Below are 14,237 nucleotides of genomic sequence, written 5' to 3'. Positions count from 1 at the left end.
ATGACGAACCTTATGGTTTTGAGGTCAGCAGCCTACGGCTGCAGCACCATGCAGGGCACGCGCTTGGCCTTCAGGGCCGAGCAGGCGCTGCGGGCGGCGTCCGAGGTCATGCCCTGGAACTGGGCGCGGAACGTGCCGCCGGCGCCTTCGACGGCGCCCTCGGCTTCGGCGACCATCTTGGCGAAGCGGCCGCGCACCAGTTTCAGCTGGTCGTTGGCCAGCGACTTGGACTTGAACGCGCCGACCTGCACGCCCCATTCGCCCTTCGGCTTCTTGGCGGCTTTCGGCGCTTCCTTCTTGGCGTCGCGCAGGGTGGGGGAGACCTTCACCGGCGTCGGGTGCGGGTTCTCGGTCAGGACGATCCGCAGGCCGGCCTGGTCGCCGTCGCCTTGTTCGACCGAGGGACGCTCGATCGGGCCGGTCGGCTCGTCTTCATAGATGTTGGCCGCGATGCTGGTGCGCTCGCCGCGCGAACGACGCTTCATCACGTCGAAGCCGGTCAGCAGCAGGTCTTCCATGTTGTTGTCGCGCCAGGCGGTCGAGGGGCCGCCCAGGACCACGGCGATCAGGCGGCGACCATCGCGCACGGCCGAGCCGGCGAGGTTGAAGCCCGAGGCATTGGTGTAGCCGGTCTTCAGGCCGTCGAACCCTTCCATGCTGTCCAGCAGGCGGTTGTGGCCCTTGATGTAGTTGCCCCGGAAGTAGAAGCCCTTCACGGCGAAGTAGCTGTAGTACTGCGGGAAGTCGCGCATGGTGGCGCGCGACAGGATGGCCAGGTCGCGCGCGGTCGAGATCTGGCGGCTGTCCGGCAGGCCCGAGGCGTTCACAAAACGGGTATTGCGCATGCCCAGCTCCTGGCCGCGCAGGGTCATCAGGGCCGAAAAGCGCGACTCACTGCCGGCGAGTCGCTCGGCCATGGCCACGGCGACGTCGTTGGCCGACTTCACGGTCATGGCCTTGATGGCCTCGTCGACCGACAGGCTGTCGCCCGGCGAGATGCCGATCTTGGTCGGGGCCTGGGCCGCCGCGCGCGGCGACATGGTCACCCGATCCGTCAGCTTCAGGCGGCCTTCGCTCAGCGCCTCGAAGGTCAGGTACAGGGTCATGACCTTGGTCACCGACGCCGGATAGCGGGGGCTGTCGGCCCTTTTGTCGTAAAGGACTTCGCCCGAATTGGCGTCGATCACGATCGCCGCGTATTTCGGTTCCTGAGCGTTCAGCTGCAGATAGGGTATGGCGGCCGAAGCGGTGGTCGGCGCGGCGGCCCCGAACAGGCACGACAGAGCCAGGCCGGCGGCGGCTAGCAGGGAACGGGCGGAGGTAAGCTTGGCGAACATGGGGTGACGTCCGTCATTTGAACTGGGAAGCGGTTCCGCACCGCTACACGCGTGACCAGTAGCATGATGGAAGCGGCCTTTCGCTAAAGTAAACAACTGGTGAGCGATCTTGCCGCAGGCGCGAATAAATCGATCGCGTGGCGCCAATGCTGTAGCTTTGGTTGCTGACGTTGCGTCATGGTGCGCTGCACAAAATTGTTGACTGCTGCACTGCAACATGAGAGAACGAGGGTGTTCCAAGCGCAGATGGGCGAGTTGCAGCTCGCCGTTTGCCCCGCCCGCCTTCTTCCTCCCCAGGAGACTCCCCATGGCCGCTGCCGAAACCGTCAAGAACACCGTCGAGCAATACACCGCCGCTTCGAACCAAGCGTTCAAGGATGGCGTCGAGAAGTCGCTGGCCGCTCTGGCGGAAGCCAACACCCACTCGAAGAAGAACCTGGAAGCCGTCGTCGCTTCGGTGACCGCCGCCACCAAGGGCGCTGAAGCCCTGGGCGCTCAGACCTTCGCCTACGGCAAGAAGGCTGCCGAAGACCAAGTCGCCGCCGCCAAGTCGCTGGCCGCCGCCAAGAGCGTGCAGGAAGCCGTCGAGCTGCAGACCGCCTGGGCCAAGACCGCCCTGGAAGCCTATATCGCCCAGGTCAGCAAGGCCTCGGAGATCGTCTCGGCCTCGATCAAGGACTCGGTGAAGCCGCTCAACGAGCGCATGACCGCCGCCGTCGAGAAGTTCCAAGCCGCTCGCTAAGCGACGCTTCGAACCGAAGATTGAAAGGCTCGGACCGAAAGGTCCGGGCCTTTTTTCTTTTGCACCCACCAGACCCGCGTTAAGCATGCCGCACCAGTTCAAGGGAGCGCGTGCATGTCGAAGGTCGAGGAACGTCTGAAGGCGATCGGGATCGAGCTGCCCCAGCCGGTGGCGCCGGTGGCCAACTACGTGCCCTTCGTGCGCTCCGGCAATCTCGTGACCATTTCCGGCCAGATCTCGATCGCGGCCGATGGCGGCATCAAGGGCACGGTCGGCGTCGACGTCGACCTGGAGACCGCCCAGAAGGCCGCCCGTCTGTGCGGGATCAACCTGCTGGCCCAGATGAAGGCCGCCTGTGACGGCGACCTGGACCGCGTGGTCCGCGTGGTGAAGCTGGGCGGCTTCGTCCAGGCCGGTCCCGACTTCATCGACATCCCCAAGGTCATCAACGGCTGCTCGGACCTGATGGTCGAGGCCCTGGGCGACGCCGGTCGCCACGCCCGCTCGGCGGTGGGTGTCTACAAGCTGCCCCTCGGCTTCGCGGTCGAGGTGGACGCGGTGGTGGAGATCGCCTGATGCGCTCGCGCGAACGCCCCTCGACCGATGTCTTCGGCGAGGCGTGGGAGCGCCTGTTCGACCCGCCGGTGGCCCATCGCGGCCTCTGGGCCCCCGAGGGCGCGCCGGAGAACAGCCTGGCCGCCTTCCAGGCCGCCTGTGCGCACGGCTATGGCATCGAGCTGGACGTCCAGCTGACCGCCGACGGCGAGGCCGTGGTCTTCCATGACGAGCGCCTTGAGCGCATGACCGGCCGGGAAGGGCGCCTGCGCGACCACTCGGCCGCCGAGCTGGCGACCTTCGCCCTGAAGGGCACGGATGAGACCATCCCGACCCTGGCCGACACCCTGACCCTGATCGGTCACCGGGCCATGGTCTTCATCGAGCTGAAGACGCCCTTCGGCGACGTGGGGCCGCTGGAGAAGCGGGTCACCGACATCCTTGTGGACCACAACGGCCCGACCGCCGTGATCGGCTTCAACCCGTATTCGCACGCCTGGTTCGCCGACCACCACCCGCAGATCTTGCGCGGTCTGGACAGCTACAGCTGGAACGACGAGGGTGCCCGCAAGCTCGCTCCCGAAATGCGCAAGTCACTTGCGGCGTTGGAGCAGGTCGAGATCGCGCGGCCTGATTTCCTGGCCCTGGGCCTGGACATGTTGCCCAGCCCGCGCGCCGACCTATATCGCGCCAAGGGCATGCCGATCGTCGCCTGGACGGTCCGCTCTCCCGACCAGTGGGAAGGCGTGAAGGATCATTGCGACAACCTGATCTTCGAGGGCTTCCAGGCGTGAGTTCGGTCCAGTCGGCGGTCCGCGTCCATCGCGCGATCGCCGAGATCGGCCAGGACGCCTGGGACGCCTGCGCCGCGCCGACGGGCGACCCCTTCGTCAGCTACGACTTCCTGTCGATCCTGGAAGAGAGCGGCTGCGTCGGCCCCCGCACCGGCTGGGCGCCGCAGCACCTGTCCGTGCTGGACGACAACGACGTCGTCGCCGGCGTCATGCCGCTCTATCTGAAGTCCCACAGCCAGGGCGAATACGTCTTCGACCACGCCTGGGCCGACGCCTATGAGCGGGCCGGCGGGCGGTACTATCCCAAGCTCCAGTGCTCTTCGCCATTTTCGCCGGTGACCGGCTCGCGGCTGATCGTGCGGCCGGACGTTGATCCTGACGAGGGCCGCAATGCTCTGCTGGGCGGGGCCCTGACCCTGTGCGACCGCATGGGGGCGTCGTCGGTGCACGTGACCTTCCCGGTGCAGGACGAGTGGGCCTGGATGGGCGATCGCGGCATGCTGCTGCGCCAGGACCAGCAGTACCACTGGGAAAACAACGGCTACGCGACCTTTGACGACTTCCTGGCAGCCCTGTCGGCCAACCGCCGCAAGACCATCCGCCGCGAGCGCCGCGACGCCCAGGACGGTCTAGAGATCGTCGCCCTGACTGGTGATGAGCTGGCCGAAGAGCACTGGGACGCCTTCTTCGGCTTCTACATGGACACCGGCAGCCGGAAGTGGGGCCGGCCCTATCTTAACCGCCGCTTTTTCTCGCTGCTGCAGGAGCGGATGGCCGACAAGGTGCTGCTGATCCTAGCTCGTAGGCCGGGCGGCGACTGGATCGCCGGGGCGCTGAACCTGATCGGCCGCGACTGCCTCTACGGCCGCCACTGGGGCTGCGTCGAGGACGTGCCGTTCCTGCACTTTGAGCTCTGCTACTACCAGGCCATCGAGCACGCGATCCGCTTAGGGTTGCCGCGCGTCGAGGCCGGCGCCCAGGGGCAGCACAAGATCGCCCGCGGCTACCTGCCCAGCGCCGTCTACTCTGCCCACTGGATCGCCGACCCGGCCCTGCGCGAGCCGGTCGCGCGCTACCTGGCGCAGGAGCGCGCGGCGGTGGAGCACGACATCGAGCTGCTGACGGAAGAGTACTCGCCCTTCCGCCACGCGCCGGATCCGCGTCGCGAAGAGCGCCAATAACGGACGTTAGTTCAGGCGAACCTCGCCCACCTTGTCCTTGTATTCCTTCTTCGGATCGGCCCCGAGCATCAGCTTCACGCCGGCGAACAGGCTATTCTCGTTCAGCCAGATCTGGGCGTCGGCCGGCTCGAAGCGCAGCAGGCGCAGCTTGGGATCGTCCTTGCCCTCGAACCAGGCGGCGATGAAGGGGTTCCACAGGCGATCGATCGTCTCGTAGTCGGTGTCGATCCGCAGGCGGCCGTCGACCGCCGCGAAGACGTGATGGCCCTTGTCCTGGAAGTGGATGAAGGCGTCGCGACCCTGCTGATCCAGCGAGTGGACAAGGTCGGTCTCCGACGAGGTGAAGATCCAGATCGGCCCGGAGTGATCGCCCTCGATCAGGGCGGTCATCGGCTGGGCGCGGCCGCCGTCGACATCGGGCAGGCCCAGCATCACGGTGCGGTCGGACTTCAGGGCCTTCCAGAACTTGGCGGCCAGATCGGCGTCTTTGGACATGGTGCGTCTCCTCGTGTGGAAGACGAACGAGGGGCGAGCAGGCGCGTTCCTAGGGTGGAGCTTGGCGAGGGGAATGTCTGCTTTCGACCCATACTTGCCCCCTCCGCGCTGACGCGCTCCTCCCCCTTAGGGGGAGGAAGGAGCGCGATCACCTTCCGCCCCCTCTGGGGGCGGACGACCGCGTAGCGGTCAGATGGGGGCCTGCGGCGGTGGCCGCTCCACATCCATCGCCGACGTTGAAGAAGGTTACGGCGTCTCGCGCTTACGACCGCTCCCACGCCGCCTTCAGCAGCGCCTTGATCGCGTCGTCGACGTCGGCGGGCGAGACCAGGACCAGCTTGGCCTTCAGGCGTTCGGACCAGCCTTCGTTCTTGGGCTCCAGCAAGCGCGGGGAGGCGTCGGGCATGACCGCCAGGCCCAGCACCGCCTGGCCGCCTTTGGCCGGCTTCAGGGCCGCGAACTGGGACTTCTTCGACCAGGCCGTGAAGCCCTTGCGCTGGCCTGTGACCAGGCCCTCGAAGCCCGCGACGGCCGCCTCGACCGCCTCCAGGATCGCCGTCGAAGTCGGGTCGGTCCACAGCGCCGCGCGCAGGGCGCCTGAGTCCTCCCAGCCCGTCTCGGGATAGGCGATGGAGAAGATCGTGGCGGCGCGGTTCACGCCGATGCCGTAGGTCGCCTTAAGCCAGTCCGTGCGGGCCTTGGGCTTGGTCTCCTTGCACTCTCGGCGGACGATCTCGACCCACTGCTCCAGGGTCTTGCCGGTCTCGCGCTCCAGATTGGCGCGGACCGAGGCGAACCATTTCTGTTGCTGCTCGGTCAGGCCCTGAGGCTTGGAGTCCATGGTTTGCGCGCCCCCTCGCGTTTGCTACCACCGTCTCGTCAAAGGGAGACGGTCATGAGCCTGGACGGACGCTACGACGCCGACAACATCTTCGCCAAGCTGATCCGCGGCGAGATCCCCAGCGTGAAGGTGTTCGAGGACGACAAGGTCCTGGCCTTCATGGACGTGTTCCCGCAGTCGCCTGGCCACGCCCTGGTGATCTCCAAGCTCAGCCAGGCCCGCAACCTGCTGGAGGTCGAGCCGCAGGTGCTGGCCGATCTCATCGCCGCCACCCAGAAGCTGACCAAGGCGGTCGTCTCCGCCCTGAAGCCCGACGGCGTGGTCGTCACCCAGTTCAACGGCGCGCCGGCCGGCCAGACCATCTTCCACCTGCACTTCCACGTCATCCCCCGCTACGAGGGCGCCGCCCTGGGACGTCATGGCGAGGGCGGCATGGCCGATGTGGAGGAGCTGAAGGTGTTGGCGGCGAAGATCTCGGCGGCGCTTTAAAAGCGCGGCGTCTAAGTCCTTAAACCCGGATCGGGCGGAAATGGGCTAGGGCGCGGAGCCCGTTACAGCCTATCGCGTTAGCGGTACCGGCGATCGCGCCGGCCTGGAAACGCCATGCTTGAATTCGAGGAAGGCCGCCAAGGCCTGCGCCGCTTGATCTATGCCAGCCGCTTTACTGGCGAGGGCGACTTCGGCGAAGTGGTGAGGGCGATCGTGAGCGCCTCGATTCAGAACAATCGCCTCGTCGACGTCACCGGCTTCCTGCTGGCCGGGGAGGGGCTTTTCCTGCAATGGTTGGAAGGCCCCGCCACCGCCGTCGAGGAGACCTTCGCGCGGATCGCCCAGGACAAGCGCCACGCCGATCTGGTCACGATCGGCGACGGCGCGGCCGAGCGCCGCCGGTTCCGGGACTGGAACATGGGACAGCACCGTCTGGGTGCGGCGGACCAGGCCTTGCTGGCGGAGGTCGGTCTGGAGGTCTTCAACCCGGCGGGCTTGGACGCCGAACGGGCCGAGCGATTGCTGACACGAGCGGGCGAGCGGCATCTGCGGGGCTAGCTAGGGGACTTCCCAACATCGCGATGTCCTCGTGGGCTGGGGTCAATTCGGTCCCGAGGGCGTCGCTGGCGTTGTCGGCGTTGTTGTTCCGGTCGGTGCTTGCGGCGCCGTCGCGCGCTCGCTGGGCAGGTAGCGGCGCGCCCATCGCCAGATCTCCTCGGCGAACACCGCGCCGACGAAGCAAGAGAGCAGCAGCGAATAGGCATTGGTCCGTCCACCATCGGTGAGGATGTGGACGCCGGCCTGGCCGGCCAGGAACGACGTGAAGGCTGCGCCCAGGCCCTGCACCAGCACGCGGGCGGGCGCGCCGGAGATTGTGTACTCGACATCCCCCGTCGTGCGGCGACGACGTACGACAATGTTGGACCGGTCCGCGACCAAGCTGGACTTCAGCTGTTGGTGGTAGGCCTCCGCTGTCGTCGCCGCGTCGTCAGCTTTTCGCCAGGCGATTTCGGCGTCCTGCCAAGTCTGCTGCAGACCACGATCCTTGGTCTGAGCCGCGGCGAAGTTCTCTCGCGCCTTCTCGAGCGTTTCGGCCAGTTCGGCCTTCTTCTTGTTCAGCGCGTCGAGGGCCGTCGCGGCGTCGGCCGTCGCCTGTTTAGCGTTCGCCAACTCGGCAGCGGCCGTGTCACGCGCGACGATCGCGGCCTTGAGCTTGTCCGCCAGTTCAGGCGTGCGGTCCGCTTCGGGCAGGGCGGCGAAGGCCGTCTGCTGAGCGGTCGCCTCCTTGTCGGCTGAGTCGTGCGCCGCGGCCTTGACGGCTTCGCTGGCCTGAACGGTTTTGAGTGCGCTGTCCGCGGAGGCGATCTCCTTCACGTTGGCAGTGACGGCGTCGTTGGTCCGTTCGAACACCGCGCCCGCAGCGCTAGTTTCGCGGCGCTGAGCGTCTAGCGCCGCCCTAGCGGTCTGGCGGGCGGCGGCGGGCGCGACGACTTGCTGGCGCGCCATGTAGGCGTCGTCCTGAGCTTTCAGCACGGCGGCCGCGCTGACAACGGGTGCATCAACGCGTCCCATCATCCGGATCGCCGACCCGAATAGGCCAAAGCCGACCAGGCCGACGATCAGGATCGTGGCGTCAGTGGAAGCCGCTAGCCAACCGTACATGACCTCGGGGAACTGTGAGCGCGACTTGCCGCAATTCTTGGCGTCATCGGCGTTGCAATCGGTCTCCAGGTGGATAGGGGCGACAGCTTTCGGGAACTCGATCTTGTCCTGGCAAGCGCCGCCAGATTCCCTCATGCGTAGACGCAGGCTGTCCAGTTGAAGGGTGAAGGCAGCCGCCGTCGCCGTGGCCTGGGCGGTGTTCTGCTCGGTTTTCTGCGTGGCGTTCGCGGCGCTTGCAGCCTTGGCGTCGGCGTCCGCCTTTCGCGTGGGTTCGATCTGCTTGGCGACGGCGGCCAGCGCCTCGAGGCACGGACGCATCCGGGTTCGGGTTTCGCGGATCGAGGTTTCGTACTTAGCCAGCTGGACTGCCTTGAAGTCCTCGAATTGGCCGCTGGTGGCGCTCTTTTTGTACCGGGCGGCCTGCTTGAGCGCCTCTTCCTTGTAGTCGGGGCGTCCGTCGGTCAGGACCGTGATGTAGTCGACGCCTTTCTTGAGCGCTGCCCGCCCCATCACCAGGTCCGGGTCGTCCGACTCCCGCTTCGGGGGCGGCGCGAGCAGCGGCGCGACGCGGTCGATGTCCGTGGCCAGTCGCTGTGTTTCGAGCGTGACGCCTGGCGTCAGCATGGCGTCACGCTCCACCTCGTCGAGCTCGCGAGTGAGCGCCGGCAGGTTCGCCACCGGCGAGTCCAGGCGCAGATAGAGCAGGGAGCCTACGGCCAGGTAGGTCGCCGGGATCAGGATCAGGGCGTAGATGCAGAAGGCGACCCAGGTCGGATAGTTCATCAGCACTTGGGTGATGAACCGAGGCTGCTTCTTGCCCTCGTCCTCCGCGAAGGCGGCGGGTTCGTTGTCGCCGGACCCCTCGGCGCTCAGCTTCTTGAAAAAGTCCCGCCGTGCGCCGCGCAGTCCCCGGGCGACGACCAGCGCTACGGCCAGAATGATGGCGAACGAGGACCAACTGAGATCGATGCCGGTGAATTGGGCCGAAGGATCCTTCTTCAGGCCCGTCTTGCCATTGGCGTATTGGCAGGCCTCTTTGTCGACGACGCAGTTGTAGAGCTTGGCTGGAGCGGCGTCCGTCTTCTGAAGCGTCGCCGCCAGATAGGGCGACTCGAAGATTAGGCCCCGCATCAGCCCCGCCGCGCCATTGCCCAGGTCGCCGATGGTCGCCGGAGCCAAAAGGAACGCGATCATGAAGGCGAGCGCGACGGCGATGTCGCGGTCGCCGTGGAACTCGGGCCAGGCGCTCCCGACCACCACGCGTGCGAAGCGGAATGCCAGATAGCCTCCGCCGCTAATCAGGCCGCCGATCAGGATCCAGAAGCCGGCGATCTGGGCCGGGGCGCTCGAGCCGACGAGCATGAGGCCCAGCCCGACTAGCCAGAACACGGCCAAGACGGAGAGGGCGCCGATGGTGATCCGCCGTTTCTGAAGGGCGAGCACAGCCGCCTTCTTAGCGTCCTCGGCCGCTGTCTTGTCGTCTGCGGCTTTTCGGGCAGCGATCTCGGCCGTCTTCGCCTCGTCCGCGGCCTTATTCGCGGCAAGCTTCGCCTCTTCGTCCTGCGTCATGGCCCACCCACCCCTGGTTGGAATATCAGCGTTATGCAGAGTGGTTGGCTGTGCAACCAAAATTTGCTTATGAGTCGCGATACAAATCAAAACGGGTGGTGGTGCGGGCACAAAAAAGGGGCCTGGATCACTCCAGGCCCCTAAACGTTCAGCCGTGCGGCTATCTTACCCGGCCATTTCCGGTTCGGCTTCGTCGGCCTTCGGTTTGGCGTCGCCGCCGTGGCTGTCGATCTCGAAGTCGATCTTGCTGTCGACCAGCACGACCTTGACGTGGCCGCCGCGCACCAGGCGTCCGAACAGGATGTCGTCGGCCAGGGGCTTCTTGATGTGTTCCTGGATGACCCGAGCCAGCGGACGGGCGCCGTAGAGCTCGTCGAAGCCGTTCTTGGCCAGCCAGTCGGCGGCGTCGTCGGAGAGCTCGATCGTGATGTTGCGGTCGGCCAGTTGGGCCTCCAGCTGCATCACGAACTTCTGCACGACCTGGCGGATGATGTCCGAGGTCAGCGGCTTGAAGGCCACGACGGCGTCCAGGCGGTTGCGGAACTCCGGCGTGAACAGGCGCTTGAGGGCAGCCTCTTCCTCGCCTTCGACCTTCGAGCGACCGAAGCCGATCGAGTTGCGCTGGGCGTCGGACGCGCCCGCATTGGTGGTCATGATCAGGACCACGTTGCGGAAGTCGACCTTCTTGCCGTTGCTGTCGGTCAGGGTGCCGTTGTCCATCACCTGCAGCAGGATGTTGTAGACATCCCCGTGCGCCTTCTCGATCTCGTCGAGCAGGACGACGGCGTGCGGGTGCTGGTCGACCGCGTCGGTCAGCTGGCCGCCCTGGTCGAAGCCGACATAGCCGGGAGGGGCGCCGATCAGGCGGCTCACGGTATGGCGCTCCATGTATTCCGACATGTCGAAGCGCAGCATCTCGATGCCCAGGGTCTGGGCCAGCTGCTTGGCGGCTTCGGTCTTGCCGACGCCGGTCGGGCCGCTGAACAGGTACGAGCCGATCGGCTTGTTCGGTTCACGCAGGCCGGCGCGGGCCAGCTTCATGGCGGCCGACAGCTGGGTCAGGGCTTCGTCCTGGCCGAACACCGCGCGCTTCAGGTCGGTCTCGAGTTCCTTGAGGGCCTCGGTGTCCGACTTGCTGACCGATTTGGGCGGGATGCGGGCGATCTTGGCGACGACGCTTTCGATCTCCTTCACGCCGATGGTCTTCTTGCGGCGGCTTTCCGGCAGCAGCATCTGCGAGGCGCCGGCTTCGTCGATCACGTCGATCGCCTTGTCCGGCAGCTTGCGGTCGGTGATGTATTTGGCCGACAGCTCCACCGCGACCTTCAGGGCCTCGGCGGTGTACTTCAGCTTGTGGAAATCCTCGTAGTAGGTCTTCAGGCCCTTGAGGATCTTGATGGTGTCTTCCACCGTCGGCTCGTTCACGTCGATCTTCTGGAAGCGACGGACGAGAGCCCGATCCTTCTCGAAGTGCTGGCGGAACTCCTTGTAGGTGGTCGAGCCCATGCAGCGCAGGCTGCCCGAGGCCAGGGCCGGCTTCAGCAGGTTCGACGCATCCATCGCCCCGCCGCTGGTCGCGCCGGCGCCGATCACGGTGTGGATCTCGTCGATGAACAGCACCGCGTTCGGGTGGTTCTCCAGTTCCTTGACGACCTGCTTCACGCGCTCCTCGAAATCGCCGCGATAGCGGGTGCCGGCCAGCAGCGCGCCCATGTCGAGCGAGTAGATGGTGGCGCCTTCCAGGACCTCGGGGACCTGGTGCGTGACGATCTTGCGAGCCAGGCCCTCGGCGATGGCGGTCTTGCCGACGCCGGGGTCACCCACCAGCAGCGGGTTGTTCTTGGTGCGACGGCACAGGATCTGGATCGCGCGTTCCACTTCGTTCGCGCGGCCGATCAGCGGGTCGACCTTGCCCTGGCGGGCCTTTTCGTTGAGGTCGACGCAATAGGCTTCCAGAGCCTCGCCGCCCGTCTTGGTGTTGGGCTTCTCGCCGTCTTCCTCGGTCTGGTTCGAGCCGGCGCTGGCGCCCTTGACGCTCTTGGCTTCCGAGGCGCCCGCCTTCTTGGCGATGCCGTGGGCGATGAAATTGACCGCGTCGTACCGCGTCATATCCTGCTCCTGCAGGAAGTAGGCGGCGTGGCTTTCGCGTTCGGAGAAGATGGCGACCAGAACATTGGCGCCGGTCACTTCCTCGCGACCCGACGACTGGACGTGGATCACCGCGCGCTGGATCACGCGCTGGAAGCCGGCGGTCGGCTTGGCGTCCTCGTCGTCATCGACGACCAGCGAGGCCAGTTCGACGTCGAGATAGTTCGAGAGGCTCTTCTTCAGCGCGGCGAGATCGACGTCGCACGCGCGCATAACTCCGGCGGCGTCCTCGTCGTCGGTCAGGGAAAGCAGAAGGTGCTCGAGCGTGGCGTACTCGTGCTTACGCTGGTTGGCGTACGCGACGGCGCGATGCAGGGACTCTTCCAGGGGGCGCGAAAAAGAGGGCAACGGGGAGGCTCCTCAGTCCTTTTCCATGGTGCACTGCAGGGGGTGCTGATGGCGTCGCGCCGAGTCGATGACTTGGGCGACCTTGGTTTCTGCGACTTCATATGTGTAGACGCCGCACACCCCGACGCCGTTCTGGTGAACGTGCAGCATGATGCGAGTGGCGTCTTCACGCGACTTGTTGAAGAACCGTTCGAGAACGTAGACCACGAACTCCATCGGAGTGTAGTCGTCGTTGAGAATCAGAACTCGATAAAGCGAGGGCTTCTGTGTCTTCGGCTTCACTTCCGTGACGACCGACGACCCAGCGCCGTTGCTTTGTCCGCCTTGCTTCCGCTCGGCCATCGACTTGTTCTCTCCTGGCGAGCAAATCACCCGCCTGCCTGAATTAGATATGGAAACGCGGCGGCATTGGAAGAGCCTGACACGCGCCTGCGCCGCTTTAGCACAGGGACGCCCAGGAATTCGGCTTCACATTTGGGAGAGCGAAGACCGCCAACGAACGGTTCCAGAGCATGGCAGCCGAAAGTGTGGGCGGTTTCGGCGCCCGCCATGCTCTGACTTTTAGAAGATGAACAGATCGATCGCGATCGATCTGTTCGGGGTGGAAGGCCCAAATGGTTAGCGACAATGCGCCGCGCAAGAGGGACGCGGCGCGACTCGCCTAGCGACCCTTCAGTGCTCGTCCACTGACCACGGCGCCGGCGCCGAACTTGCCGCGCAGGGTGTCGATGGCGGTTTCGTTCTTGAGGGTGCGGCGCTCGTCGTCGGCGAACATGTCTGATCCGGCGGTCTCGGCGTCGACGAAGTCGGTCAGACCCGCGCCGATCAGGCGGTAGGAGAGGCCGGGTTTCTCCCCCGCCAGCAGCTCGCGCGCCACCTGGAACAGGGTGCGGGCCGTCTGGGTCGGCACGGCCAGGGTGCGGCGGCGGGTATGGATCTTGAAGTCGGGCGTGCGCAGCTTCAGCGTCGCCACCCGGCCGGCGACGCCTTCCTTGCGAGCCTGCTTGGCGACCTTCTCACACAGGGGCCACAGCTCGTCCTCCAGGTCCTCGCGCTTGTGCAGGTCGTCGTTGAAGGTGGTCTCGGCGCTGATCGTCTTGCGGGACTGGTCGGGATCGACCATCCGGCTGTCCTGGCCGTGGGCCAGGCGGTGCAAGCGCATGCCGCCCGCGCCCAGGCGGTTAGCCAGCAGCTTCAGGTCGGCGGCCGCGATGTCGCCCACGGTTTTCAGGCCGATCTCGGCCAGGGAGGCGACGGTGGCCGGCCCCACGCCCGGCAGGATGCTGACCGGCTTGTCGGCCAGGAAGCTCTGAGCCTCGGCAGCGCCGATGGCCGAGAAGCCGCGCGGCTTGTCCAGTTCGGACGCGATCTTGGCCAGGAACTTGTTGGGGGCCAGGCCGATCGAGACGGTCAGGCCGATCTCGGCCTCGATCTCGGCCTGCAGACGGGCCAGCATCTGGGCGGGCGTCGCGCCATGCAGGCGCTCGGTGCCGGTCAGGTCGATCCAGGCCTCGTCCAGCGACAGCGGCTGGATCAGTGGCGTGAGCTTGTCGAGCTTCTCGTGGATGCGCGCGCTCTCGTGCTTGTACTTGGCGAAGTTGGGCTTGATGACCACGGCCTGGGGGCACAGCTTCAGCGCCTTGTACATCGGCATTGCCGAGCGCGGGCCGCTCATGCGGGCGATGTAGCAGGCGGTGGTCACAACCCCACGCTTGCCGCCGCCGACGATCACCGGCAGGTCGCGCAGCTCCGGCGCGTCGCGCTTCTCCACCGAGGCGTAGAAGGCGTCGCAGTCCAGGTGGGCGATCGACAGCGTGCCCAGCTCCTCATGGAAGACCACGCGCGGCGAGGCGCAGGACGGACAGCGCGAGACCTTGGCCTCGCCCGTCCACCCGCAGTCGCGGCACAGGCACTTCATCGGGAAGGGCTCGGCTCGCCTACACCCCAACCTGCCTCCCTAGGCCTTGTGCCTAGGGCCCATGGCGCAGCTCGCTGGGCGTTGAACGATGTGCGCCATGGTTTGCGGCGGGCATTCTTAGGCGCACAGCCCAGCGGCGCCATGGGTCCTCGCCACAA

At 66.2% G+C, this 14,237-nt stretch carries 13 protein-coding genes and 1 pseudogene; 6 read left to right on the top strand and 8 right to left on the bottom strand.

All coding sequences use genetic code 11. From position 1 onward, the window contains the following. Positions 1-32: 32 nt before the first annotated feature. Positions 33-1,337, bottom strand: a complete 1,305-nt coding sequence (locus J7528_RS07005) for a D-alanyl-D-alanine carboxypeptidase (RefSeq protein ID WP_291872220.1) — start codon at positions 1,335-1,337, stop codon at positions 33-35. 307 nt (positions 1,338-1,644) lie between these two features. Between J7528_RS07005 and phaP the strand changes: the two genes are divergently transcribed. The 4 genes from phaP (at position 1,645) to J7528_RS06985 (ending at position 4,609) form a co-directional block, all read left to right on the top strand. Beyond that, complete coding sequence (phaP, locus tag J7528_RS07000) at positions 1,645-2,079, top strand: TIGR01841 family phasin (protein WP_291872219.1); 435 nt, start codon at positions 1,645-1,647, stop codon at positions 2,077-2,079. Positions 2,080-2,193: 114 nt separating this feature from the next. Next, positions 2,194-2,655 (top strand): RidA family protein, encoded by a 462-nt coding sequence (locus J7528_RS06995; RefSeq protein ID WP_291872218.1) that lies wholly within the window; start codon positions 2,194-2,196, stop codon positions 2,653-2,655. Then, positions 2,655-3,428 (top strand): glycerophosphodiester phosphodiesterase, encoded by a 774-nt coding sequence (locus tag J7528_RS06990; RefSeq protein WP_291872217.1) that lies wholly within the window; start codon positions 2,655-2,657, stop codon positions 3,426-3,428. The genes J7528_RS06995 and J7528_RS06990 overlap by 1 nt, the downstream gene beginning before the upstream one ends. Beyond that, on the top strand, positions 3,425-4,609 hold the full coding sequence (locus tag J7528_RS06985; protein ID WP_291872216.1) for a GNAT family N-acetyltransferase: 1,185 nt from the start codon (positions 3,425-3,427) through the stop codon (positions 4,607-4,609). Before J7528_RS06990 ends, J7528_RS06985 begins: the two co-directional genes overlap by 4 nt. Positions 4,610-4,615: 6 nt before the next feature. Here J7528_RS06985 and J7528_RS06980 read toward each other — a convergent pair whose 3' ends face one another. After that, positions 4,616-5,104: a pyridoxamine 5'-phosphate oxidase family protein gene (locus J7528_RS06980; RefSeq protein WP_291872215.1), complete on the bottom strand. Its 489-nt coding sequence runs from the start codon at positions 5,102-5,104 to the stop codon at positions 4,616-4,618. A 262-nt stretch (positions 5,105-5,366) separates the two neighbouring features. Then, positions 5,367-5,945 (bottom strand): DUF4287 domain-containing protein, encoded by a 579-nt coding sequence (locus tag J7528_RS06975; protein ID WP_291872214.1) that lies wholly within the window; start codon positions 5,943-5,945, stop codon positions 5,367-5,369. Positions 5,946-5,999: 54 nt separating this feature from the next. Here J7528_RS06975 and J7528_RS06970 point away from each other — a divergent pair, with 54 nt between their 5' ends. Together J7528_RS06970 and J7528_RS06965 are read left to right on the top strand one after the other, a co-directional pair. Beyond that, complete coding sequence (locus J7528_RS06970; RefSeq protein WP_291872213.1) at positions 6,000-6,434, top strand: HIT family protein; 435 nt, start codon at positions 6,000-6,002, stop codon at positions 6,432-6,434. A 114-nt stretch (positions 6,435-6,548) separates the two neighbouring features. After that, positions 6,549-6,992, top strand: a complete 444-nt coding sequence (locus J7528_RS06965; protein ID WP_291872212.1) for a BLUF domain-containing protein — start codon at positions 6,549-6,551, stop codon at positions 6,990-6,992. A gap of 42 nt (positions 6,993-7,034) precedes the next feature. Here the strand turns inward: J7528_RS06965 and J7528_RS06960 are convergent, their stop codons facing one another. From J7528_RS06960 to J7528_RS06940, 5 genes and pseudogenes are all read right to left on the bottom strand, one after another. Then, positions 7,035-9,665, bottom strand: coding sequence for a hypothetical protein (locus tag J7528_RS06960; protein WP_291872211.1), 2,631 nt, complete (start codon positions 9,663-9,665; stop codon positions 7,035-7,037). Positions 9,666-9,830: 165 nt separating this feature from the next. After that, positions 9,831-12,161 (bottom strand): ATP-dependent Clp protease ATP-binding subunit ClpA, encoded by a 2,331-nt coding sequence (gene clpA, locus J7528_RS06955; RefSeq protein WP_291872210.1) that lies wholly within the window; start codon positions 12,159-12,161, stop codon positions 9,831-9,833. A gap of 12 nt (positions 12,162-12,173) precedes the next feature. After that, positions 12,174-12,503, bottom strand: coding sequence for an ATP-dependent Clp protease adapter ClpS (clpS, locus tag J7528_RS06950; RefSeq protein ID WP_013079900.1), 330 nt, complete (start codon positions 12,501-12,503; stop codon positions 12,174-12,176). Between the two features lie 26 nt (positions 12,504-12,529). Continuing rightward, positions 12,530-12,667 (bottom strand): annotated as a pseudogene (locus tag J7528_RS06945) (hypothetical protein); the annotation flags it as partial. 155 nt (positions 12,668-12,822) lie between these two features. Beyond that, positions 12,823-14,079: a DNA polymerase IV gene (locus J7528_RS06940; protein ID WP_291872209.1), complete on the bottom strand. Its 1,257-nt coding sequence runs from the start codon at positions 14,077-14,079 to the stop codon at positions 12,823-12,825. Positions 14,080-14,237: the final 158 nt, after the last annotated feature.

This window comes from Caulobacter sp. (assembly GCF_017744445.1).
Taxonomy (GTDB): domain Bacteria; phylum Pseudomonadota; class Alphaproteobacteria; order Caulobacterales; family Caulobacteraceae; genus Caulobacter.
Note: the sequence above shows the minus strand (reverse complement) of the source record. Positions and strands in the feature narration are given on the sequence as shown.

Excerpts from the sequence above, each read along its gene's own strand:
- J7528_RS06965 (WP_291872212.1), top strand. The coding sequence starts at position 6,549 with ATGCTTGAATTCGAGGAAGGCCGCCAAGGCCTGCGCCGCTTGATCTAT.
- J7528_RS06980 (WP_291872215.1), bottom strand. The coding sequence starts at position 5,104 with ATGTCCAAAGACGCCGATCTGGCCGCCAAGTTCTGGAAGGCCCTGAAG.
- J7528_RS06960 (WP_291872211.1), bottom strand. The coding sequence starts at position 9,665 with ATGACGCAGGACGAAGAGGCGAAGCTTGCCGCGAATAAGGCCGCGGAC.
- J7528_RS06990 (WP_291872217.1), top strand. The coding sequence starts at position 2,655 with ATGCGCTCGCGCGAACGCCCCTCGACCGATGTCTTCGGCGAGGCGTGG.
- J7528_RS06970 (WP_291872213.1), top strand. The coding sequence starts at position 6,000 with ATGAGCCTGGACGGACGCTACGACGCCGACAACATCTTCGCCAAGCTG.
- J7528_RS07005 (WP_291872220.1), bottom strand. The coding sequence starts at position 1,337 with ATGTTCGCCAAGCTTACCTCCGCCCGTTCCCTGCTAGCCGCCGCCGGC.
- phaP (WP_291872219.1), top strand. The coding sequence starts at position 1,645 with ATGGCCGCTGCCGAAACCGTCAAGAACACCGTCGAGCAATACACCGCC.
- J7528_RS06995 (WP_291872218.1), top strand. The coding sequence starts at position 2,194 with ATGTCGAAGGTCGAGGAACGTCTGAAGGCGATCGGGATCGAGCTGCCC.
- clpS (WP_013079900.1), bottom strand. The coding sequence starts at position 12,503 with ATGGCCGAGCGGAAGCAAGGCGGACAAAGCAACGGCGCTGGGTCGTCG.
- J7528_RS06940 (WP_291872209.1), bottom strand. The coding sequence starts at position 14,079 with ATGAAGTGCCTGTGCCGCGACTGCGGGTGGACGGGCGAGGCCAAGGTC.
- J7528_RS06975 (WP_291872214.1), bottom strand. The coding sequence starts at position 5,945 with ATGGACTCCAAGCCTCAGGGCCTGACCGAGCAGCAACAGAAATGGTTC.